Below are 20,536 nucleotides of genomic sequence, written 5' to 3' on the forward strand. Positions count from 1 at the left end.
ATCCGCCACCTTATCGAGAAGGTGACTATCGGCATGGGTGAAGTAGGATGCTGACGCTTCCGGCCAAAGCGCCTCGATCGTCTCGATCATGTTGTGGACGCGGTAGCGGAATGTGCTGTTGTCGACCCGCGCGTAGAAATAGGCGATCCGGAGGGAGCCCTTCAGAAGGCGGGCGAGGCGGGTTTCGCCGGACAGCACCCACGGGTCCTCGTGGGGAACCGGTGCGGGCAGATCAACGAACAAGGTCGGTGTCTTCGACAAGACGCGCCAGGACCGGCCCGAAGGAGACGTTCCAGTCGCGCAGGATGCGGTTGTCGGCGGAATCGCGTTGACGCGCTTGGCTGTTGGTCGCGCGGCGCACGCCGGCTTCGAGGCCTGCCACGAGCGATGCGACCTCGCTGTCGGCGCAGATGATCGACTGGCTGTAGCGGGAAAGGTCGGTCTTCACGCCGAAGCGATTGGTGACGGCGACGCCGCCGCAGGCCGCCACATCGAGCGGAGGATAGCTCGGATGGGGCGTGTACATGAGCGTCAGCGCCAGATCGACGGATCGCACATAGGCGGCATAGTCCTCCCAAGCCAGGTTCTGGAGAAGGATCGGCTCCACCCCACCGGTGAGCATCATCGGCTTGAGGTCCTTGCCGACGAAGTGGATGTCCCAGACGGCTGGATCCAGGATACCGCGCTCGATCGCGGCTTCGATGACGGCAACGCCCCGGCCATAAAGGTTTCGCTCGTTGTTCGGACGCGCGTAGAAGAAGAAGTTCCGCTTCTCTCCTTCGGGCCGGGGAGCCGGATGGTAGATGCGCTCGGGGAATGAGGGTTCGAAGAACGGGGTCTCGTCGCCGACGATGCCGTCCTGTGCCAGATGCCGATGCAGAAGCTCGGAATTGACGACCTTGCGGATCGCGCGATCGGCCATGACTTCCGCACAGGCGAGATTGTCGTTGCCCATCGCATAGAACATCCGCTCGTCCTCCTGAAGGAGGTAGACGATGTTCCCGGCCGGGACGGAGGCGCGCGTCGCCTGCGTCGACCACCAGGAGGTCGTGACGAACAATTCGTCCGGGCTCGTATCGATCTCGCTCGACGGGTCGTGCGTGTTGGCGAAGGCGAATTCGATGTTGCTGTCCCAGTCGATGCCGTGCGCGCGGAACACCGTCGCGACATTGCCGGCATCGGGGCTTTGGGTACGGGTGATGATCCGAAGCCGCCGTCCCGTCTTCCTAGCCAGAAGCGTGGAGAAGATGAGGGCCGTCGCGACGCCGCCGAACAGGCTGCCGGCATTGATGCTGTCGGTGACCATGGACAGGCGGGGGGCGCTATCCTTCACCGCGAAGAGCTGCAGGGGCCGTTGCGTATCGGATGCGGACCGTGCCGGCGCGCTCGCGGTCCCAACGGTCGGGGCGAAGATCGCCTGGGGGGACGATACAGCGAGAGCCGCCGCTTCACGATCGCGCAGGAACTGCATGCGTTGAGGCATGCGCCAGGGCGTTGCCGCCCACCAGCCGGCTTTGGCGCTGCGCCGCAGCCAAGCCTTCGCCGATGGCGGAAAGGCACCTGCGATATGCCGAGCCGGGCCAGTTAGGCGCCAGAAGGTCGAGGCACGCATGGCGGCCAGCGCGACCTGCTCTTGATGAAGAAGAGAATGGAGACGCCCTGTCTCGCCTTCCAGCCAACCAACCTTGTCCGCCGTTCGGCGCAGATCGGCGATTTCGCCGCGCAGACGGGTCGCTTCCTCGGCCGCTTGCCGTCTAAGGGCGGCGGTCTCATGCGCTAGAGCGCGCTGATGCGAGACTTCCAGGCGTTCGCGTTCGGCCTCCCCTTCGGCGCGTGCCTCTGCGATGCCCTCGAAATATTCGAGGTTCTGCGCCCGCAGGACCTTTTCCAGTTCCTCCAGGTAGTTCACGCGCTCCAGCGCTTGCCCGAGCGCGCCGAACTCCCAGGCGACATAAGGGGCAAGAACGGAACTCGCGGCTTCCAGTTCGGCCCAAACGGCGTCCAGCGCATCTTGCGCTTGCGCGTCGGTCTCGTTCCCAACGAGGAGGCCGAGTGCTTCCCAACTTCGCTCCACCAGCGCGTCGAGGCGCGTGCCCTCGCCGATGGGCCCATGCGTTTCGTGATGCCTCAAATCCCGCGACAGGAATTCGTCGATCTCGTTCTCGACGCGGGCGCGCTCCTTCGGCCATTGAAGATCAAGCTCAGCCCCGAACCGTTCCGTGCAGCCGCGCCAGTCGGAAAGAAGCGCGTCATAGGAAACGAAGCTGCGTTTGACCCCACGCGTTTCGCGTTCCACGGCAAGCGCATGGATGAGCCAAAGCAGAAAGCTCTTGGCACGGGGAAACTTGTCGCGCGCGCCAAGCGAGCCCGCCACCTCAATGGGATGGCGCAGGGGCACGATGGCGCGGGGCTCGGCACCCAGCCGGTCAAGAGCCGCTTTCCAAAGCGGGATGAACCGGCACATGCGCGGGTCCTTCACCGCGAAGATGTCGGTCTTCGCCAGAAGTTCCGTCTCGATGATGCCGGCGAGTTCCACGACGAAGCCCTGCCCCGTCGGCGTTTCGACGAAAGCGTTGGAGACCGGCATGGGGTCATCCCAGCGCGATCCGAGATGAGCGAGCAGGCGGTTATGGAAAAGGTTGACTGCCTTGTTCTCGTAGATGCCCTTCGCGTTGTAGCTTTCCGCCGGAAGCAGCTCGCCGGCGGCCGGGATGCCGAGCCGGTCCAGAACGCCCGTCACGGCCGAGGTGCCGCTGCGATGCATGCCGAGGACGAGGATGGCGATCGCTCTCGCTGCGCTGTCGTCGTGATGCTGCAAGGTCAGGCCGTTTCGATTGCCGATGGTTCCAACGGCGATGTCGCAGAATTTTCAAACGGCTGCAAATCGCGCGATCTTTTGTCCGCGCGGATGCTTCCAGTCGTCCACCGACAAAATCTTCCAGCCAAGGCCTTCAACTGCGAAATCGATGTCGCGCTGCCAGTAATGATAGGGATCTTGCCAGCCGTAGGTCTCGATTTCACCGATAGGCGGCTGATGGAAAGGCCGATCATAGGGCAGGTCGGCTGGGGCGATGAAGAAAGTGGCGTAGAACATCCCACCCTCTTTCATGCGCAGCCGCAACTTGTAGAGGCAAAGGCGCAGGTGGTTGATCGGCAGGTGACTGAACAAGGATTGCGCTAGGGCAACATCGAAGAGGACATCGGGGAAGGGAATGGTGAAGTCCGCCGTCGCCATAAGATTGGTCGCTCGATCGAGCCGATCGGCAAGTCCGAGAGGACAGATTTCCCGTTCGTAGCCGAGTTGTAGAAGCTCAGGAACGAGGTCGATGCCGAAATAATGGTTGGCGTCGAGAAATGGCACCAGATGAACGCCGGCACGAAGACTCCCGCACCCGATATCGAGAAGCTTGTCCGTTGGCCGCAAACCTTGCGAGCATAGATAATCGAACTGGTGCCGCCCCATTTCCTCCCAAAGTCCACCGATCAAGTCTCGATGTGCATCAGGAGTATTAAGGCGATTCGCGAAGCTGGCCTCGTATTCATTGATGGGCATTGTCACCAAACTGTTAAGTTTCGCGCAAGCTTCGATAAAGCTCGAAGCGAATTTGTGTAGCATTTTAGCATCAGATGAAAGAAGCCGCTGCAACCCCGGCGTTTGGGCTTCTTGCCTTACCTAGAGGCCCCATGCATAGCTCCTCTGCCTTCTCTTTGACCATCGTTTTGATCGGGGAGGAGGGAGGGGGGGTGCGCAGTGTGCACGCTCGCATCTTGTCCTGAGAAGAACTCCTAGGAGATACCATGGCCACATTCACATTTGATGGCTCCGGTTCGCAGACGATCGACGCTTTCGATCCGACTGTTGATACCCTGACCATCTCCGTTGCGCCGTCGCAGATCGCAGACGTCCGCGAAGATAACGGTAACACGACGATCACGACCGCTTCGGGCGCCGTGCTCACGCTCACCAGCATTGCTTACTCCCAGCTCGTGGCCAACCCGACTTCGGTTGAGACGGCGAACGGCTCGGATTTCACCTTCGCCAACGGCACCGCTAACGGCACCGCTCTCGGCGACGTCCTGGTCGGTTCGACCAGCGCTGACACGCTGAATGCAGCTGGCGGTGACAACCTCGTGTTCGGTGGCGGTTCGCTCTCCGCTTCGGTTGATGGCGGCGACACCATCACGACCGGCAACGGCAACGACACGATCTACGGCAACGGCGGCAACGACACGATCAACGCCGGTTCCGGCAACGATCTGGTTTACGGCGGCATTGGCACCGACAACATCACCGTCTCTGCCCAGGCTGGCCAGACGGTCACCGTCTACGGTGGCGGCTCGGCGAACGACACCGTTGATGGCGCGGACACGATCGTCGTCTCCACCAGCGCTGGCTCGGCACTCGTTTACGGCAACGCTGATAACGACTCGATCACCGTTGGCTCGAACGGTAACAACTCCATCTACGGCGGCCTCGGCAACGACACCGTCAACGTGACCAGCAATGGCGCGAACATGATCGTCGGCGGCGTTAACGATGCCGACTCGATTACAGTAACCGGCAACGGCACCAACACCGTCTACGGCGGCTCGGGCGTCAACGCTCAGGACGACGGCAACGACACCATTGCCATCAGCGGCAGCGGTAGCAACCTCGTTTACGGCAACGGCGGCAACGACGGTGTTACGATCACCGGTGACGGCGCCAACACCGTTTACGGCGGTTTCGGCGACGACAACGTTTCGATCACTGGTGACGGTGCCAATCTCGTTGTTGGCGGTCTCGGCGATGCCGACACCATCACGATCGCTGGCGACGGCAACAACACCGTTTACGGTGGTTCCGCTGTCGACACTACCAACGACGGCAATGACCTGATCTCGGTCAATGGTGCTGGATCCAACCTGATCTATGCCAACGGCGGTGACGATCGCGTGACCGTCCTCGGCGGCGGCGATAATTCCGTATACGGTGGTCTGGGTAATGACTCGATCTTCGTAGGCGCTACCGGTCTCGGCAATGCCGCAACTGGCGACAACCTTCTCGTCGGCGGTACCGGCACAAACAACTTCACCATCTTCAGCGAAGGCAACACGACCGTTTACGGTGGCGAAGGCGAAACTGACGCGGCTGACCTGGTCACGACGATCACTGCCACGCTTTCTGGCGGCGAGTCGTCTTTCTTCACGAACGCCGGCAACGACGTGGTGACGGCTGGCTTGTCGAACGATGCCTCCCTGACCCTCAATGCTGGTACGGGCGATGATACCGCTACGATCACCGGCACGGCCGACACGAGCGCTATCCTGACCGGCAACGCTGGTGCGGACACGTTCACGTACACGGGTTCGGGCGATGTCACCGTCTATGGCGGCAATGGCGTCGAAGACGCTGCCAACGACGTCGATGCCATTAACGTCACGCTGAACGCTGCTGGCGGTTCTGCCGCGATCTATGGCAACGGCGGTGCCGACAACCTCGACCTTTCGCTGGTTGCTTCTACCTCGGCTTCCGTGTTCGGTGGTCTCGGCAACGACGACATTGATGTGACGGGCGCTGCTGGTTCAGTGACCGTGTTCGGCGGTACGGGCGAAGACGACATCAACCTGTCGACTTTCGGTGGTTCCTCGACGATCTACGGCGGCAACGGCTTCGAAGATGCCACGGACACCGCCGACAACATCGTTGGTGGTACAGGCGCTGACCTGATCTACGGCAATGCTGGTGACGACGTTATCAACGGCGGCGCTGGTGCCGATACGATCTACGGTGGCGTTGGCAACGACGCGATCACTGCTGGAACCGGTGCGGACGTAGTTTATACCGGTACCGGTATGGACACCGTCAATTTCGGCGGCGGCGCTGATGCCGACACGCTGATCATTGATGGCGTTGGTGATAAGATCATCAATGGCTACGTCGAAGCTAACGACACGACGTTCGTGATTGGCGCTTCCTCCGCTCAAGACTACGACGTGACGGTTTCTGGCACCAACGTTTCGTTCGGTCGTGAAAACCCTGATCGGGTCATCACGTTCAACGGCAGCGAGAACGATCGTATCGATCTGAACTTCGGTACTTCCACTGGCAACACCAGCAGCATTCTGACCTATGGTTCGAATAATGCGGATAACATTGTTGGTGGTGCGGGTAACGATCACCTCTATGGCAATGCTGGCAGCGACATCATTGATGGCGGCGCTGGCAATGACATCATTCAGGGCGGTGCCAACGGAACCTTCTCTGCGGGTTCTCCGGCCACACCCGAAGTCCAGTCGACGACGTTCGGTATTGCTGACGCAGCAGCCAACGGTAATCTCGTTCTCAATGTTCTTGGGACAAACGTTACTGTGGCGTTTCTCAGTGGTGCTACAGCGGATAGCATCGGTACGTCGGCTGCCTCTTCAATTAACAGCGCTTTGAACACCGACCCGGCTAACCCGGTGCTCAATGCTACGTACAACACCACCACGAACCAGCTCGAGATCACCTATAATGTGAATCAGGGTAACGTTGCCCAGTTCACAGCTACGGAGTCTGATCTCGGGTTTGACGCAGGAACCCCGTCGACATCGACCCCCTTTGCTGCGGCTGTTCCCGCAACGAGCGGCGGCGATCTGATGACGGGCGGTGCCGGCAACGACACCTTCGTGTTCAACGTTGGTGATAGCGGTACAACGGTTACGACCGCTGATCGCATCACTGACCTGAACCTGAACGCTGCTGACAAGGTCGACTTCGACGGCTTCACGGCGTCGCCGACGATCGTAACGGCGTCCACTGGCGTTGTTGCAGCTGATGCTGCAGCGGCAAACACAGCGATCGCGAACGCTTTGACCGCCAACGCAGACGGTACTGCTCAGCTCATCACCTTCTCCGGTGGTGCGTTCACTGGGACGTATCTTGTGCTCGACGGAACCGCTGGCAACGACGTTGTGATCAACGTCACCGGTGTGACCGGCACGCTCGACGCGGCTGACTTCACCGTCTAATTGCTGTAAGCTATAGACTGCATGCGAGAGGGCGGCCTTCGGGCTGCCCTTTCTTTTTGTAAAAGTCTTTTTGGTTTGCAAAAGAGACAGGCCGATGGACCAAACGATCAACGAAAACCGGACTGTTCTTCACGTTGGATGTGGAGCGCAGAATCCTGAGAAACTCCCTGAATTCTTTCGTCTGCCGGGTTGGCGAGAGGTGCGCTTCGATATCGATCCGGACGTGAAGCCTGACATCATCGGCACCATGGTTGATATGGCGGCTGTCGAAACCGCTTCGGTCGACGCGCTTTATTCATCCCACAATGTCGAGCATCTTTACGCGCACGAAGTGCCGGTGGCCTTCGCCGAGTTCTTTCGCGTGCTGAAGCCCGGCGGTTTCGCCGTGATCACCTGCCCCGATTTGCAGTCACTGGGTCAGCTTCTCGCCGAGGGTAACCTGGAGGAAGCGGCCTATACGGCACCCGCCGGTCCCATCACGCCGCTCGACATCCTCTACGGTTTTCGCCCGTCCATCGCACGGGGCAACCACTTCATGGCGCACAAGACCGGCTACACCAACCAGACCCTGGGGCAGAAGCTCGTTCAGGCGGGTTTCGCCAAAGTCACGGTGTCGAAGGGCCAATGCTTCGATCTCTGGGCGCGCGCCGAAAAGGCGGGGGGCGCCGCCCTCGCCGCGGAGCCCGTCAAACCAGCGCGGAAGACGGGTCGAGCGAGCCGGAAAAGCCTGTCAGCTTGACGCCCCATTCGCCGGCGCGATTGTGGTCGTAGTCGGCGAAAAGATAGGTGTCTGCGCCCGCGCGCACCGCCACGTAGAGTGCACCCGCCGCGAAGGCGCCGCCAGCGGCAGCAAGAGCCTGTGCTCCGTCCGAAACCACTGCTTGGATCTCGGTGAAGCGCGCGCCTGCGCCCGTGACCGAGAGATCCAGCCGGTCCACGCTTTCGAAGCCGACGATCTCGTCCATACTGGCCGCAAGAGAGTCGCCGTTTCCGATGACGAAGGTATCGGCGCCTTCGCCGCCGACCATGAGATCGCCGCCCGCGCCCCCGATGATCACGTCGTTACCGACGCCGCCGTAGATCGTGTCCTCGTTCGACCCGCCGATGATCACGTCGTCGCCGCCATTGCCGTAAATCAAGAGACGCCCGGTCGAGGAAAAGGCGTCGATCCGGTCCCCGCCATCCGTCGGGTCGCTGGCGGTGTTGCCGCCGAAAATCGTGGCCGAGCCGCTCGCGGTCACCACGATGCTGTCGTTGCCGGGGCCGCCGACGATCAGGGTGCTGGCGCCGGCATCGCCGGAGACGAGGCGGATCGCGTCGTTGCCGAAGCCGCCGTAGATTTCCACCCGCGCAGTGCCAGAAATCGAGGTGGTCAAGGTGTCGTTGCCGCCATTGCCGAAGATCTGCGCTAGGGCGTTCGGGCCGTTGCCCGTGAGGGTGATCGTATCGGCGAGATCGTTCGGATCGGCTGCCATGCCGCCGCCATAGAGCTGGACGTTGGCGCCCGGCACGATCTCGGCCGAAATCGTATCGGTGCCATAGCCCCCGTAAACGAGCGCCGAGCCCTGGCCGGCATAAAGTTGGTCGTCGCCGCCATTGCCGTAGATCGTGTCGTAGCCGTCTTCGCCGAAGATGACGTCGCCGATATCCGTTGGGTCGTTGACGCCCGAGCCGCCGTAAAAGAGGTCATCCCCCGCCCCGCCATGGAGCACGTCGCCATTGGCGCCGCCATAGATCGTGTCGTTACCGAGCCCGCCCGTCAGGTCGTTCGAGGCGGCATTGCCGCGGATGAGGTCGTGTCCTGCGCCCGCGATGGCGTTTTCGATCAGGGAGCGCGTGTCGTTGTTGTAAAGAAGGGCGTTCGCCACGTTGCCAGGCGGGCGCTGCCCGTTGCCAAGATCGGCGAGGTCCCTTCCGAAGGACGTCCACCCTCCGGGCGTTAAATCGACTGACAGATTGGTGGAGAAGGCAGAAAGGTCGTAGGTGTCGATGCCGCCCCCGTCCCAGATGGTGTCTAAAACCGGGGTACCAGGCGTCCAGCGATAGGTGTCGGCGCCGGCATGGGACGCATAGTTCGCGCCGTAAAGCGTCTGGATCGCCGCGATGTCGGAGATCATCGGCGAGGTCGGGAAACTACCCTCGGCAACCGTATAGCCGAAGGACGCACCCGCATAGGAGCGATAGGACATCACCGAATAGGCAAGCTGATCCGAAATACCGGGATTGGCGCCTTCGTGCGGATGGCCGAGGCCCAGAGCGTGGCCGAGTTCGTGCACATAGGCCATGTAGGCGTAGGAGCCCGTCACAGGCGACTGGGCGGCGATGCCCGTGCCGATCCAGACGTCACCGCCTTCCTGCAAGGTCGTCGGGAAATAAGCGAAGGCGGTATCGGCCGCGTTCGTCACGCCGACCCGGATGGTGGCGGTCGCAGCCAAGGTTTCCACGAAGTTCAGGTTGGCGACCGCCGACCACTCGGACAAGGCGGCGCGGAACACCACCTGCTGTGAGGCACCCAAAGTCTGCACGCTGGAAGGATAGTTACCGTCATAGCCTGCGGAATAGTCGGACGACCGTGATGCGAAGCCGAAAGTGACAGTCGGATCGGACCAGCGCGAACCGACGAGCAGGGCATCGATCTCCGAGCGGCCGGTCATGGTCGCGGCTGTGATGGCGGGCATCGTCGTTCGTCTTCCTTAGCTTCCTGTGGCCGGATTGCCTTGCCGGAAGCGTATCATTTTTACTATACTGTAGCCGGTTGATGAACGGGGCGTTCCGACAAGTCGGAAAACTTCGAGAAAAACGAGGGCGGCCTTCAACCTGCCGCGATTGACTGGCGTGAGGGGTTCGCCCACCGCCTCCTTGCCCAGGACATCTATGAGCCAAGACAAAAGTCTCGCGCCAGAAATGAAGGCCGCGCTGAAGGCAGCTTCGCGTCCTTTAGCGTTCTCCGCCTTGTTCTCCTTCGGCTCGAACATCCTGTTCTTGGCGATGCCGCTTTACATGACGCAGGTCTATTCGCGCGTCATTACCTCGGAGTCGGGAGCTACCCTGCTTTACCTAACGATCGCGGTGACCGGTGCGTTCATCGTGATGTCCCTTCTTGAAGAGCTGCGTGGGCGCATCCTCATCAAGATCGGCACCATGTTCGATCGCAAGCTCGCGCCGCGCTTGCTGGACGCCGTTGTCGCAGCAGGTCTCAGGGCAGGAAGGCCTGCGCGCTCGTCCGTGCTTCGCGACCTCGACACCTTCCGGCAAGGCATGGCCGGCTCAGTCACCAATGCCGTTTTCGACGCCCCCTGGGCACCCGTCTTTCTGCTTGTCATCTGGATGGTGGACTGGCGCCTCGGCATGATCTCCACGATCGGCGCCGTTCTTCTTCTCGGCTTGGCCGTCATCAACGAATACGTGACGCGGCCCTCCATGCGCGAGGCCAATATCGCGGGCCAGCGTTCCTACAGTGCCACGGATTCAGGTCTTCGCAACGCGGAAGTCATCCACGCGATGGGCATGCTGCCCGGCCTTTCCAAGCGCTGGAACAAAGACCGGCTTCTGATGCTGGAAGCGCAAGAAAACGCTTCCGAGCGTGGCGGCACGGTTTCCGCCGCCATCCGGTTCCTTCGCATGTTCCTACAGGTCGCCATTCTAGCTGCCGGAGCTCTTCTCGTGATCGACGGTCTGACAGGGCCCGGCGTGATGTTCGGCACGATGATGCTGATGGGCAAGGCTCTCGCCCCGGTGGAGCGAGCCGTAGGTTCGTGGCAGGCCATTATTCAGACCCGTCAGTCCTTCGATCGGCTGAACGGTCTTCTGAAGGAGTTCCCGCCGATGGAGGCCGGCATGGAGCTCCCAAGACCATCGGGGCGCTTGTCCGTTGAGCAGCTCGTTTATGCGTTCCCGGGCACCGCCAAGCCGATGTTGAAGAGCATCAACTTTGCCTTAGAGCCCGGTGACTGCCTTGGCCTGATTGGCCCGTCCGGCGCCGGCAAGTCTTCCTTGGCGCGACTTCTGATTGGCGTTGCACAACCAACCGCCGGTTCCGTTCGCCTCGACGGCGCCGAACTGCATTCCTGGGCACGCAGCCATATCGGACATCATATCGGCTACCTGCCTCAGGATGTGGAACTGTTTTCGGGAAGCGTGCGCGATAATATCGCGCGCTTCTCAGCCGCGCCGGACGACGCAAAGGTGCTGGAAGCCGCCAAGATGGCTGGCATCCATGAGCTGATCCTGCGTCTGCCGAACGGCTACGACACTGAGCTCGGCGAGGGCGGGGCCCTGCTTTCCGTCGGCCAGCGTCAGCGCGTCGCTTTGGCCCGTGCCGTTTACGATCGTCCTTCGTTCGTCGTTCTGGACGAGCCCAATGCTAGTCTCGACTCTGATGGTGAAAATGCGCTTCTCGCGGCGATCGTCGAGTTGCGCAAGATGGGGTCCACGGTGGTAGTGATCTCGCACCGCATGTCGGCACTGAAGTTCGCCAACAAGATCCTGCTTCTACGGGACGGCGTCGTCGAGAATTTCGGGCCTCGCGATGCGGTACTGGCCAAGCTGATGCCGGCACCTGTCGCCCAGCCCGGGCCTGTCCAAGCCGTTCGAAACGATGCATCCAACCAGGGGACTCCGGGGCAGATCGCGGGTCCAAGCGCCAATCAAACCGCATCGCAGGCAAATTAATTCGTTGGCGAATGTGGATATGTCCAGGCGATATCGACTCCGATTATTCCGGAACGACAGCGTGAGAAAGAACATCTGATGTCCGTTGTCGCTTTTAAAAAACCCTCCGAACTGGCGGAAGTCAAAAACGACGCCTTATCGACGGTGGTCCCTCCTATTCCGGTCGCCCGCGTCGAGTCGCCTGACGACTTCAACGCGAGCATCCGTCGGCCGATCGTGCTCGGCACCGCGATCGTCGCAATCTTCGTTGTTGGACTAGGTGCGCTTATGGCGATTGCACCGTTGGCTTCGGCGGTCGTCGCGTCCGCTGTCGTCAAAGTCGAAGATAACCGCAAGGTCGTAAAGCACAGGGATGGTGGCATCATCTCCAAAGTGCTCGTGCGCGACGGACAGACCGTCAATGCCGGCGATACTCTGGTGAAGATGGATGACGTCCAAGCGCGTTCCGCCTTCGATGTCTACGACAACCAGTATATGAACCTCATCGCGCAGCGAGCGCGCTTCATGGCAGAGGGCGCTGGTATCGAGCAGATCGCTTTCCCGCCGGCATTGGAAACTCGGATCGGAGAGCAAAGCGTAGCGGCGCTCATAACGGATCAGACCGCGCTTTTTCAAAAGCGCCGCCAAGCGCTCGACAACCAAGCGGACATTCTCAATCAGCGCATCGCTCAGCTTGATACGCGCATTTCCGGCTATCAAGCTCAGATCGACTCGATCTCCCAGCAAAAGGATCTGTTCGACAAAGAGTTAAAGGGGACGAAGTCGCTGGCGTCGCAAGGCTACGCTTCACAGACCCGGGTCCATGAACTGGAACGGGCAAGCACCGAACTCCTCGGCAAGCGGGGTGCTCTCCAGGCACAGATTGCGGAGTCCGAACAGGCTAAGGGTGAAGCTCGTCTACAAATCAATCGCCTTTACGAAGACCGCCTCGCGGAAAGCAGCGAGGGAATGAGTAAGATCCAAGGCGACCTTGCCAACATCCTTCCGCGGCTCCAGGCGGCCAAGGCGACCCTCGATCTCACGACGGTGCGTGCACCGGCTTCCGGTCGCGTTTTTGGTCTCACCCAATATACCGACGGTGGGGTCGTCGCGCCCGGCGAGCGCATTCTCGAGATTGTGCCGGAAGGTAGTCCGATGATCGTCGAAGCTAGTGTCAATCCGAAGGATATCGCTGAGCTGAAGGCGGGTATGAGGGCCGAGGTGAAATTGACCGCCTACAACCAGCGCACGACTCCTTCGGTTATTGGCGAGGTGACCAAGATTTCGGCTGATCGCATCACGACGGAGAACGGTGCGGCTTATTATGTTGCCGACGTGCGCATCGACCCGGCGTCGCTTTCTCACGCAGCTCAGGAACTGCGGCTCTATCCCGGTATGCCTGCGGAAGTGATCATCCCGACGAGCGAGCGCACGGCTCTCGACTACCTCATTTCCCCCGTCATTCATTCGATGGATCGCGCTTTCCGCGAGGAATGATCCGAGGTTCCAGCAAGAAGGTCGTCCACCGATTTTGGGGCCCCTTCTCATCTCCCGGCGTGTGTGCGTGCGGGCTTCTTATCCGTTTCCCGTTCGGTCATGATCAAAAATAAGACGATCATCTTCATCCATCAGAATTTCCCTGGCCAGTTTCTTCATCTGTGCCGGGAGCTTGCTACCCACAATAAAGTCTTCTTCATCAGCAAGCAGACGATCAATCGCCTCCCCAATCTGACGCTGATCGCCTATCAGCCGAACCGCAGCGTCAATGCCAGCACCCATCCCTACCTGACGACGATCGAAGACGGCATTCTGCATGGTCAGGCGGTCGCTCGCATCCTGTTGCAATTGCAAAATCAGAATGTACGGCCCGACCTTATCGTTGGGCACAGCGGCTGGGGGGAAACGCAATTCGTCAAGGACATCTTCCCGGATGTTCCGCTGCTTTCTTATTTCGAGTTCTTCTACAGCGCCCAAGGCGCCGATGTCGGCTTCGATCCCGAGTTCCCAAGCAATCCAGAACTGCGCTTCCATCTGCGCAGCCGGAACCAACTTCTCCTAAGCTGCCTGGAGTCGACCGATCAGGGAATTTCTCCCACATGGTGGCAATCCAGCAGATTTCCGAAAGCTTATGCTCCGAAAGTCCACACGATCCATGATGGGGTCGATACGACGACGCTCGTGCCGGCCAAGAAGCCATCCGTCACGTTCCCCAATGGTCTGACCTTCAATGGATCAGTTCCGCTGGTCACTTTCGTCGCTCGCAACCTCGAACCATATCGGGGCTTTCACGTCTTCATGCGGGCGGCCGAGAAGATCCTCGCTCGGCACCCTTCCCTCCACATCGTTGTGGTTGGTGGCGATGGCGTCAGCTATGGCGCCAAGCTGCCCGAGGGGGAAACCTACAGAGCACGCGCTTTAAAGGAAGTGACGATCGACGAGAAGCGTCTGCATTTCGTTGGCCGCATCGAGTACGATGTCTTCCGCAAGATGCTCCAGACATCGGACGCCCACATCTATCTGACCTACCCGTTCGTTCTGTCCTGGTCGATGATCGAAGCCATGTCGAGCGAGTGCCTTCTGATCGGATCTCAAACGGCACCGGTGGAAGAGGTCATCCGTCACGAGCAGAACGGCATCCTGGTGAACTTCTTCGACCCGGATGCCATCGCTTCCGCCGTGGTCGAGGCCGTACGCCATCCGAAGCGGTTCCAAGACATGCGACGTGCCGCCAGGCGAACCGCGATCGATCGTTACGATCTCCATGGAGTATCCCTGCCGCGCCAGAAGGCACTGATGCAGGACATGATGGGCTGATACCGAACTGTCGGACCAGTCTCAGGAATGAGAAGAAGGTCCGACATAGCGGTTCATGACCTCTTCGAACGGTCCATCGTCTATGATGGCCCCATGCTCCAACCGAATGGCTCGCTCGCACAGATTGGCCAGAAGGCTGCGGCTATGAGAGGCTAGAACGAGGATGCCTGCTTCGTCCACGAAGGTACGGATACGCGCTTGCGCCTTTTCCAGGAAGGCCGCGTCGCCGGCACCGATCCCTTCGTCCAGAAGGAGGATTTCCGGCTTGATGCTGGTGGAAACCGCAAAGGAAAGCCTGGTCTGCATACCCATCGAATAGGTGCGGATCGGCATTTCCAAGAACTGGCCGAGTTCGGTGAATTCGGCGATTTGATCGAGACGGTCTTCGACTTCTTTGCGCGATAAACCGAGGAACAGCCCCCGCAAACGGATGTTGTCGTAACCCGTAGCATCGGGGTCCATGCCGAAGCCGATATCGAAAAGCGGCGCGATCTTGCCTTCGATGCGCAAACGCCCGGTTTGAGGCGGATAGATGCCGGCGAGCACCCGCAAAAGCGTTGTCTTGCCGGCTCCATTATGTCCGATAAGCGCGATGCGCTCCCCATGCCGGACCGACAGCGTGATGTTGCGCAGGGCCTCCACGCGCGTGCGATGCCGAGCATCCGAGCCGATCTTGCCGCCTGTCGCCCCGCTGAAAATTCGGTTGCGTAGGGATCTCGACGATGCGCCGTAGATGGGAAAGTCGACGCTGACGTCGCTGAGTTCGATCGAATTCACGAGTGTTCAGAGCCAGTAAGGAATACGCCAGCGGAAGCGAGCGTAAAAAAGCAAGGCCGCCGCGCAGTTGAGAGCGGTGAAGACGAGAGCGAAGATCCAGGAATTCATGCTGGGCGCATTATGCAGGAGAGGCCCCCTGACGACTTCGATCAAATGATAGAAGGGGTTCCATTCGGCGATGATCTGACGCTGCTTCAGGTTGTCCACATGCCAGATCACCGGCGTGACGAAGAAAAGCGTCTGGATCAGATTGGCCATCAAAGGTGGAATATCGCGGAAGCGGGCGCTCAGCGTGCCAAACAGCAACGAGAAGGCGAGGCCATTCACGATGAGGAGGGCGAAGCCAAGTACCGCGAGCACTCCTTCAGCGCCGGGATTGATGCCGAAGAAGATCAGAACCAGCGCGATAATGACCGCGTTATGCAAGAAGATGATGATGGATCGCCAAACCAGACGATAGACATGAATGCTGAGAGGGGCCGGCATTTGTTTGATCGCCGCTTCCGCACCCGTAAAGGCTGTGCATCCTTCCAAGATAAATCCTGAAAGGAGTGTCCACACCACGATGCCGATGCACAGATATGGCAGGTAATCGGCCATGGCGATGCCGAACAACGTGCCATAGGTAATGCCAAGGCCAACCACGAAAGCGGCAAGAGTCAACGTTACCCAGAACGGCCCCATGATCGAGCGGCGGTATCTTTGACGAACATCCAGCCAGCCGAGAGTGCCCCAAAGATCAACGAGACGCAGTCCGTGGATGAGCTCGCCGAGCGTGGAGCGAATAGGCGCGCGCCGATAGCTTCGAAAATCGTGCTCGATGATGGCGGGATTGGACAGGGGGATCGTCTCCGACGGAATTCCGCCCGGCTAGTATCAGATGATCTAGTTGACGTGAAAGGGTGTAGGGCGATCCCCGATCGTCATCGGGTCAACTTCAAACCAAGCCCCCATGGTCCAATCAATGAGACTTGGACCGTCTAACATCGTTGGATCTCGGGAATTATCTCAGATCCTTCGCAGAAATGTCCGATACGAAACCGCTTCATGATCCAAAGCAGAACTTCTCGGATAAATGAATCGAAGGAATCGGACCTCATTCAACCGTAACGGTGTAGGTGCGCTCCGCTCCATCACCTGCCTTCAAGGCGAAGCTGTCGACACCTTTGAAGTCGGGCGACGACGTGTAGAAGACAACGATGGCAGGAACGGAAAGTGACGGACATTGAGCGATCTTCTCGGTGGTTACCGTTCCTCGAACGAGACGGATCTGCCCGTGCTGCGCCAGCTTGGCGGGCGTCACTGCCTGCGGTTCCACTGGCTTGCAGTCCGACCCCACCGACCCGATCCAGCCCAGCCGTACTTCTTTTCCAGACTGCGTATGCCCTTGTTCCTGTGCAACCGCCGGGATCGCAGACAAAACCGACACCAAGGTTGCGAGATGCAGAAGGCGCATGACGTAGCTCCTCTTGTTCAATGTCGGCGTGCCTACACGCCAATCGTGGCGCGGACACGATTGGCTCAGTCTTTCTGCCCCTGAATGCAGATCGCCCGAGGAGACGGAATGTGGATGATGAGCAAGAATATTCTGAACAAGCTTATGGCTAGCATGACGTATGAGACAAGCTCGTTTGCGATGGGCAGAAGCTGTCATATCAGTTAGAGATACTCATCCTGAGAGCTTGAGGGCGGACCTATGAAGATGAAGCTGGCCCTGATGGCGGTGGCAGCGATGACGATGACGGGCTGCGTCGGCACCGACATCATGTCCTCCGTTTCGCCCTCAGTGGGCACGAGTCCGCAATTCGGCTATCCCGGCGTCGAGCGCTCATCCCTGCCGGCGCTCGCTGCCTCGCCGGTCGTGGCCGCTGGCGTTGCCGAACAACGTCCAGCCGCTGGAATGCCTGTTTCAGTCGTTGCCCTTCAAACACCGACGGCACCTGTTGCACCGCATCGCGTTTACGACGAAGCGCACGATCCGGCATTCAAGCCGCTTCTGGCCGAAAGCCGTCCGACGAACGATGCGCAGGACCTTCCGCTCCAAGCCAACGGGGTTTTGCGTCTGCCGCCTCCGGCCAAGCTCGATATCATCGACATCGCCGATACGCGCGCCTCGCTCCAGTCCGAGGACTGATCCGCTGCTCGCTGGACCGGGCGAAGTGGCGGTTGCCATCAGCGTTTATCGCCCGGACATGGTGCTTCTGGAGCGTCTGCTCGCTCGCGTTTCCGGTGCCGGCGCGCCCATCCACCTTCATATCGACGGTCCCGTTGGCGAAGCAATTGGGGCAGAGGATCTGGCCCGCCTGCAGGGCGATACGGCCCTCCACGTCACCCAGAGCCCACGCAACGAAGGCATCGCCGCCGTTTTGAACCGGCTGGCAGACGCAGCGAAAGGCCAGAATTGCGCTTTCGTGCTTTATTTCGACCAGGACTCCGAGCCGGACAGCGACCTCGCCAGCCGACTTCTCGCCGCTTTCCGGGCGATCGAGGCGAAAGGCGCGCGTCCCGCCGCGATCGGCCCCCTGCCCGTGGCGCACGATCCGCTTCATTCCAAGGCGCCGCGCTATCGTTGCCGGGAGATGCCGGGCGCCGAGGGCGGCGTGCCGGTGGATTATCTCATCACGTCGGGAAGTCTCATTTCCCTGGTTGCGCTCGCCGCCATCGGCCCCTTCGAGGAGCGCTACCGCATCGACGCGGTGGATGTGGAATGGTGCTTTCGCGCCTGGTCGCGCGGCTTTTCGGTCTGGCTTCTGGAGGAGGCCGAAATGCCGCATCGCGTGGGTTCCGGCGTGGTACGCGTCGGGCCGATCGCCTTTCCGAGCCAGAACCCGTCGCGCATGGGGACCTATATGCGCAACCAGTTCCACATGCTGCGCCTGTCGCATGTGCCGGCGCGCTGGAAGCTGCGCACCCTCGCCTATGTGCCGCTGCAAGGGCTGGTCTATGCCGCCAAGCGGCCGGGCGAACGCTGGCGGACCGCTTGGACGCTGGGGCGCGCCGCCTGGGAAGGCCTCCGGCTTCGCTAGTTCTGGAAAGCGCGGACCGCCGTATTTACGCCGCGCCGTAATTGCGCTTTCTCATGGCCCGACCGATCCTTCGAAGACTTCGAGCGCACCATGAACGTCTACCAGTTCAAACCCAAGCAGGCGCCCAAGCCCAAGCGTCGGCCTCCGGCCTTCGGGTCCAGCGCGTGGCTTCCCTTCGCGCTGGTGTTTCTGGGCGCGCTCGGCCTTTTCCTGTCCGGCCTTGGGTCCGATCTCGGGATCGCCCTCACCGCCATCCTGGTCGTGGTCGTGGGCGCGGCTCTTTCCGGCGATCTGCCGCACCGTCGCTGAAAAGCGTATCGCCGTAGATACGCTTTTACGGCTCTGACGAGGCCTCAGAGCTCATCGATCCAGCCGATCCCGCCCTGCGTATCGCCGCTCGGCTTGTATTCGAGCCCGATGAGCCCGCGATAATGGATCTCGTCCAGGATGCGCAGGATGTGGCGCACATCCACCTCGCCGCGATCGGGCTCGGTCCGGTCAGGCACGGAGGCGAGCTGGACATGCCCGATCAGGGACGCGTGGCGGCGAAGGCGCGTTGTCAGATCGCCCTCCATGATCTGGAGGTGATAGATGTCGAACAGAATCTTGATGTTGGGCGCGCCGATCTCGGCAATGATGGCTGCGACATCGTCGGAACGGCTGACGAGATAGTTCGGCCTCTCGCGAAGGTTCAAAGGCTCCAGAAGGAGCGTCACGCCCACCTTCGCCGCTTGCCCCGCACCCCATGCCAGATTTTCCCGGAAGGTGCGAAGAGCGTCCTCACGATCCGCCGGCTTCACGATGCCCGCCATGACATGCACCATCGGTGTTTCGAGCGCTTCGGCATAGCGGAGCGCTTCGCGAAAATCACGGCGGAAAGCCTCTTCCCGGCCCGGCACCCCGGCCAACCCCCATTCGCCGGCGGCAAGATCGCCCGGCGCCGTGTTGAGCGCCGTCATCGCGACATGCCGTGCTTCGAGCCGCGCTTTCAGGACGGCGAGGTCGACATCATAGGGAAAATGGCATTCGACCTTGTCGAAGCCGGCATCGGCTGCCGCGTCGATCCGGTCGAGAAACGGCAGATCGGGGAAAAGCAGCGCGATATTGGCCGTCAGCCGGCGTCGGTCGAAAGAAGAGGCTTGCCGCATCCTCGTGTCGTTCCCTCCAACCATCGCGCCTTCCCGGTATGAGAGCGAAGGTCCCAACTGACCCTTCCGGTTCTGCAGATGCACGGATGGATCGGGTTTTGGAAGGCCCCAAGCGTAAAGCCGCAAATACGCTTCCACGCTTCATCGTATCAACGGGAGAAGCGTTTGGCGCCGGCGACGCAGAAGACGACGGAGCCTGCGGCGGCGACCATGGTCCAGGCCACGGGCTCGCCGAGGAGGAGACCCGCGAGAGCCAGGCCCAGAAAGGGCTGGAGAAGCTGCAACTGGCCGACGCCCGCGATGCCGCCGAGGGCGAGTCCCCGGTACCAGAACACGAAGCCGACCAGCATGGAGAACACCGACACATAGGCGAGGCCCGCCCAGGCGGAGGTCGCGATGGCGTGGAGGCCAGTGGCGGGAAGCGTCAGGAGGCCGAGCGGAACGGTGGCGGGCAGCGCCAGAACGAGGGCCCATGAGATGACCTGCCAGCCTCCGAGCCGCCGCGACAGGGCGGCGCCTTCGGCATAGCCGAGCCCGCAGACGAGAATCGCCACCAACATCAGAAGATCGCCGGACAACGATGCGGGGCCGCTTTCGTGAAGCGCGAAACCCGCCACGATCAAGGCGCCGAGAACGGAGAAGAACCAGAACGGCGCGCGTGGCCGTTCGCCGCCGCGCAGGACCCCGAACAAGGCGGTCGCGAGCGGCAGAAGGCCGATAAAGACGATGGAATGGGCCGAGGTGACGTGCTGGAGCGCCAGGGCGGTCAGAAGCGGGAAACCCACCACCACGCCGAGCTCCACCACGAGAAGCGAAACCATGTCGCCGCGCCGGGGTCGCTTCTGGCGCAGGGCGAACAGGAGGACGATGGCGAGAAGAGCGGCGATCACTGCGCGCGCCGCCGTGAGAAACAAGGGTGAGAACCCCTCCACCGCAACGCGCGTCGCCGGCAGGGAGCCGCTGAAAATCACCACGCCAAGGAGCCCGCTGCCCCAGCCCCGCATTCCCGTCGCCATGTTTCGACCCCTCGTCTTCAAAGCGGATCGTTACGCGTGGGGATCTGGTGCGGCCAGAAACACTCCCATACAATTGAGCCGAACCGTATGGGCAATGGATTCCATACGGCCA

The 20,536-nt window shown here is 60.9% G+C and carries 16 protein-coding genes; 8 read left to right on the plus strand and 8 right to left on the minus strand.

The window, feature by feature from the left end:
* Positions 1-232: 232 nt before the first annotated feature.
* Both F9929_RS21340 and F9929_RS21345 read right to left on the minus strand, forming a co-directional pair.
* Positions 233-2,818 carry a sulfotransferase family protein gene (locus F9929_RS21340; protein WP_152048576.1) on the minus strand — a complete coding sequence of 862 codons (2,586 nt, stop codon included), beginning with the start codon at positions 2,816-2,818 and terminating at the stop codon, positions 233-235.
* Between the two features lie 51 nt (positions 2,819-2,869).
* The gene (locus F9929_RS21345; protein WP_152048577.1) at positions 2,870-3,646 is read right to left on the minus strand and encodes a class I SAM-dependent methyltransferase; all 777 of its coding nucleotides are present in this window, start codon (positions 3,644-3,646) and stop codon (positions 2,870-2,872) included.
* A gap of 152 nt (positions 3,647-3,798) precedes the next feature.
* Here F9929_RS21345 and F9929_RS21350 point away from each other — a divergent pair, with 152 nt between their 5' ends.
* Both F9929_RS21350 and F9929_RS21355 read left to right on the plus strand, forming a co-directional pair.
* Positions 3,799-6,993, plus strand: a complete 3,195-nt coding sequence (locus tag F9929_RS21350) for a beta strand repeat-containing protein (protein ID WP_152048578.1) — start codon at positions 3,799-3,801, stop codon at positions 6,991-6,993.
* Between the two features lie 199 nt (positions 6,994-7,192).
* Entirely contained in the window at positions 7,193-7,732 is a 540-nt protein-coding gene (locus tag F9929_RS21355; RefSeq protein ID WP_210251372.1) for a class I SAM-dependent methyltransferase, read from the plus strand.
* Here the strand turns inward: F9929_RS21355 and F9929_RS21360 are convergent.
* Positions 7,680-9,671 carry a M10 family metallopeptidase gene (locus F9929_RS21360; protein ID WP_152048580.1) on the minus strand — a complete coding sequence of 664 codons (1,992 nt, stop codon included), beginning with the start codon at positions 9,669-9,671 and terminating at the stop codon, positions 7,680-7,682. The genes F9929_RS21355 and F9929_RS21360 overlap by 53 nt on opposite strands.
* A gap of 196 nt (positions 9,672-9,867) precedes the next feature.
* Here F9929_RS21360 and F9929_RS21365 point away from each other — a divergent pair, with 196 nt between their 5' ends.
* The 3 genes from F9929_RS21365 to F9929_RS21375 all read left to right on the plus strand — a co-directional run bounded on the left by F9929_RS21365 (position 9,868) and on the right by F9929_RS21375 (position 14,457).
* Positions 9,868-11,664, plus strand: coding sequence for a type I secretion system permease/ATPase (locus F9929_RS21365; protein WP_235919497.1), 1,797 nt, complete (start codon positions 9,868-9,870; stop codon positions 11,662-11,664).
* Between the two features lie 78 nt (positions 11,665-11,742).
* Positions 11,743-13,140 (plus strand): HlyD family type I secretion periplasmic adaptor subunit, encoded by a 1,398-nt coding sequence (locus F9929_RS21370; protein WP_152048581.1) that lies wholly within the window; start codon positions 11,743-11,745, stop codon positions 13,138-13,140.
* A 99-nt stretch (positions 13,141-13,239) separates the two neighbouring features.
* Positions 13,240-14,457: a glycosyltransferase family 4 protein gene (locus tag F9929_RS21375; protein WP_152048582.1), complete on the plus strand. Its 1,218-nt coding sequence runs from the start codon at positions 13,240-13,242 to the stop codon at positions 14,455-14,457.
* Positions 14,458-14,478: 21 nt separating this feature from the next.
* Here F9929_RS21375 and F9929_RS21380 read toward each other — a convergent pair whose 3' ends face one another.
* The 3 genes from F9929_RS21380 to F9929_RS21390 form a co-directional block, all read right to left on the minus strand.
* On the minus strand, positions 14,479-15,234 hold the full coding sequence (locus F9929_RS21380; protein ID WP_152048583.1) for an ABC transporter ATP-binding protein: 756 nt from the start codon (positions 15,232-15,234) through the stop codon (positions 14,479-14,481).
* 6 nt (positions 15,235-15,240) lie between these two features.
* Positions 15,241-16,059 (minus strand): ABC transporter permease, encoded by an 819-nt coding sequence (locus F9929_RS21385; protein WP_328596014.1) that lies wholly within the window; start codon positions 16,057-16,059, stop codon positions 15,241-15,243.
* Between the two features lie 271 nt (positions 16,060-16,330).
* Positions 16,331-16,690, minus strand: a complete 360-nt coding sequence (locus F9929_RS21390) for a hypothetical protein (protein WP_152048585.1) — start codon at positions 16,688-16,690, stop codon at positions 16,331-16,333.
* A gap of 240 nt (positions 16,691-16,930) precedes the next feature.
* Here F9929_RS21390 and F9929_RS21395 point away from each other — a divergent pair, with 240 nt between their 5' ends.
* From F9929_RS21395 to F9929_RS21405, 3 genes are all read left to right on the plus strand, one after another.
* Positions 16,931-17,368 (plus strand): hypothetical protein, encoded by a 438-nt coding sequence (locus tag F9929_RS21395; RefSeq protein ID WP_152048586.1) that lies wholly within the window; start codon positions 16,931-16,933, stop codon positions 17,366-17,368.
* 25 nt (positions 17,369-17,393) lie between these two features.
* Entirely contained in the window at positions 17,394-18,260 is an 867-nt protein-coding gene (locus tag F9929_RS21400; protein WP_193227865.1) for a glycosyltransferase, read from the plus strand.
* 90 nt (positions 18,261-18,350) lie between these two features.
* Positions 18,351-18,569, plus strand: coding sequence for a hypothetical protein (locus F9929_RS21405; protein ID WP_152048588.1), 219 nt, complete (start codon positions 18,351-18,353; stop codon positions 18,567-18,569).
* Between the two features lie 44 nt (positions 18,570-18,613).
* On the opposite strand, the gene F9929_RS21410 is transcribed toward F9929_RS21405, so the two are convergent.
* Both F9929_RS21410 and F9929_RS21415 read right to left on the minus strand, forming a co-directional pair.
* A complete protein-coding gene (locus F9929_RS21410; RefSeq protein ID WP_152048589.1) occupies positions 18,614-19,432 on the minus strand; it encodes a hydroxypyruvate isomerase family protein in 819 nt (272 codons plus the stop codon).
* A gap of 125 nt (positions 19,433-19,557) precedes the next feature.
* On the minus strand, positions 19,558-20,424 hold the full coding sequence (locus F9929_RS21415) for a DMT family transporter (protein WP_152048590.1): 867 nt from the start codon (positions 20,422-20,424) through the stop codon (positions 19,558-19,560).
* Positions 20,425-20,536 lie beyond the last annotated feature (112 nt).

The organism is Aureimonas psammosilenae, assembly GCF_009176975.1.
Classification (GTDB): domain Bacteria; phylum Pseudomonadota; class Alphaproteobacteria; order Rhizobiales; family Rhizobiaceae; genus Plantimonas; species Plantimonas psammosilenae.

Excerpts from the sequence above, each read along its gene's own strand:
- F9929_RS21350 (WP_152048578.1), top strand. The coding sequence starts at position 3,799 with ATGGCCACATTCACATTTGATGGCTCCGGTTCGCAGACGATCGACGCT.
- F9929_RS21360 (WP_152048580.1), bottom strand. The coding sequence starts at position 9,671 with ATGCCCGCCATCACAGCCGCGACCATGACCGGCCGCTCGGAGATCGAT.
- F9929_RS21365 (WP_235919497.1), top strand. The coding sequence starts at position 9,868 with ATGAGCCAAGACAAAAGTCTCGCGCCAGAAATGAAGGCCGCGCTGAAG.
- F9929_RS21370 (WP_152048581.1), top strand. The coding sequence starts at position 11,743 with ATGTCCGTTGTCGCTTTTAAAAAACCCTCCGAACTGGCGGAAGTCAAA.
- F9929_RS21375 (WP_152048582.1), top strand. The coding sequence starts at position 13,240 with ATGATCAAAAATAAGACGATCATCTTCATCCATCAGAATTTCCCTGGC.
- F9929_RS21390 (WP_152048585.1), bottom strand. The coding sequence starts at position 16,690 with ATGCGCCTTCTGCATCTCGCAACCTTGGTGTCGGTTTTGTCTGCGATC.
- F9929_RS21395 (WP_152048586.1), top strand. The coding sequence starts at position 16,931 with ATGAAGATGAAGCTGGCCCTGATGGCGGTGGCAGCGATGACGATGACG.
- F9929_RS21405 (WP_152048588.1), top strand. The coding sequence starts at position 18,351 with ATGAACGTCTACCAGTTCAAACCCAAGCAGGCGCCCAAGCCCAAGCGT.
- F9929_RS21410 (WP_152048589.1), bottom strand. The coding sequence starts at position 19,432 with ATGGTTGGAGGGAACGACACGAGGATGCGGCAAGCCTCTTCTTTCGAC.
- F9929_RS21415 (WP_152048590.1), bottom strand. The coding sequence starts at position 20,424 with ATGGCGACGGGAATGCGGGGCTGGGGCAGCGGGCTCCTTGGCGTGGTG.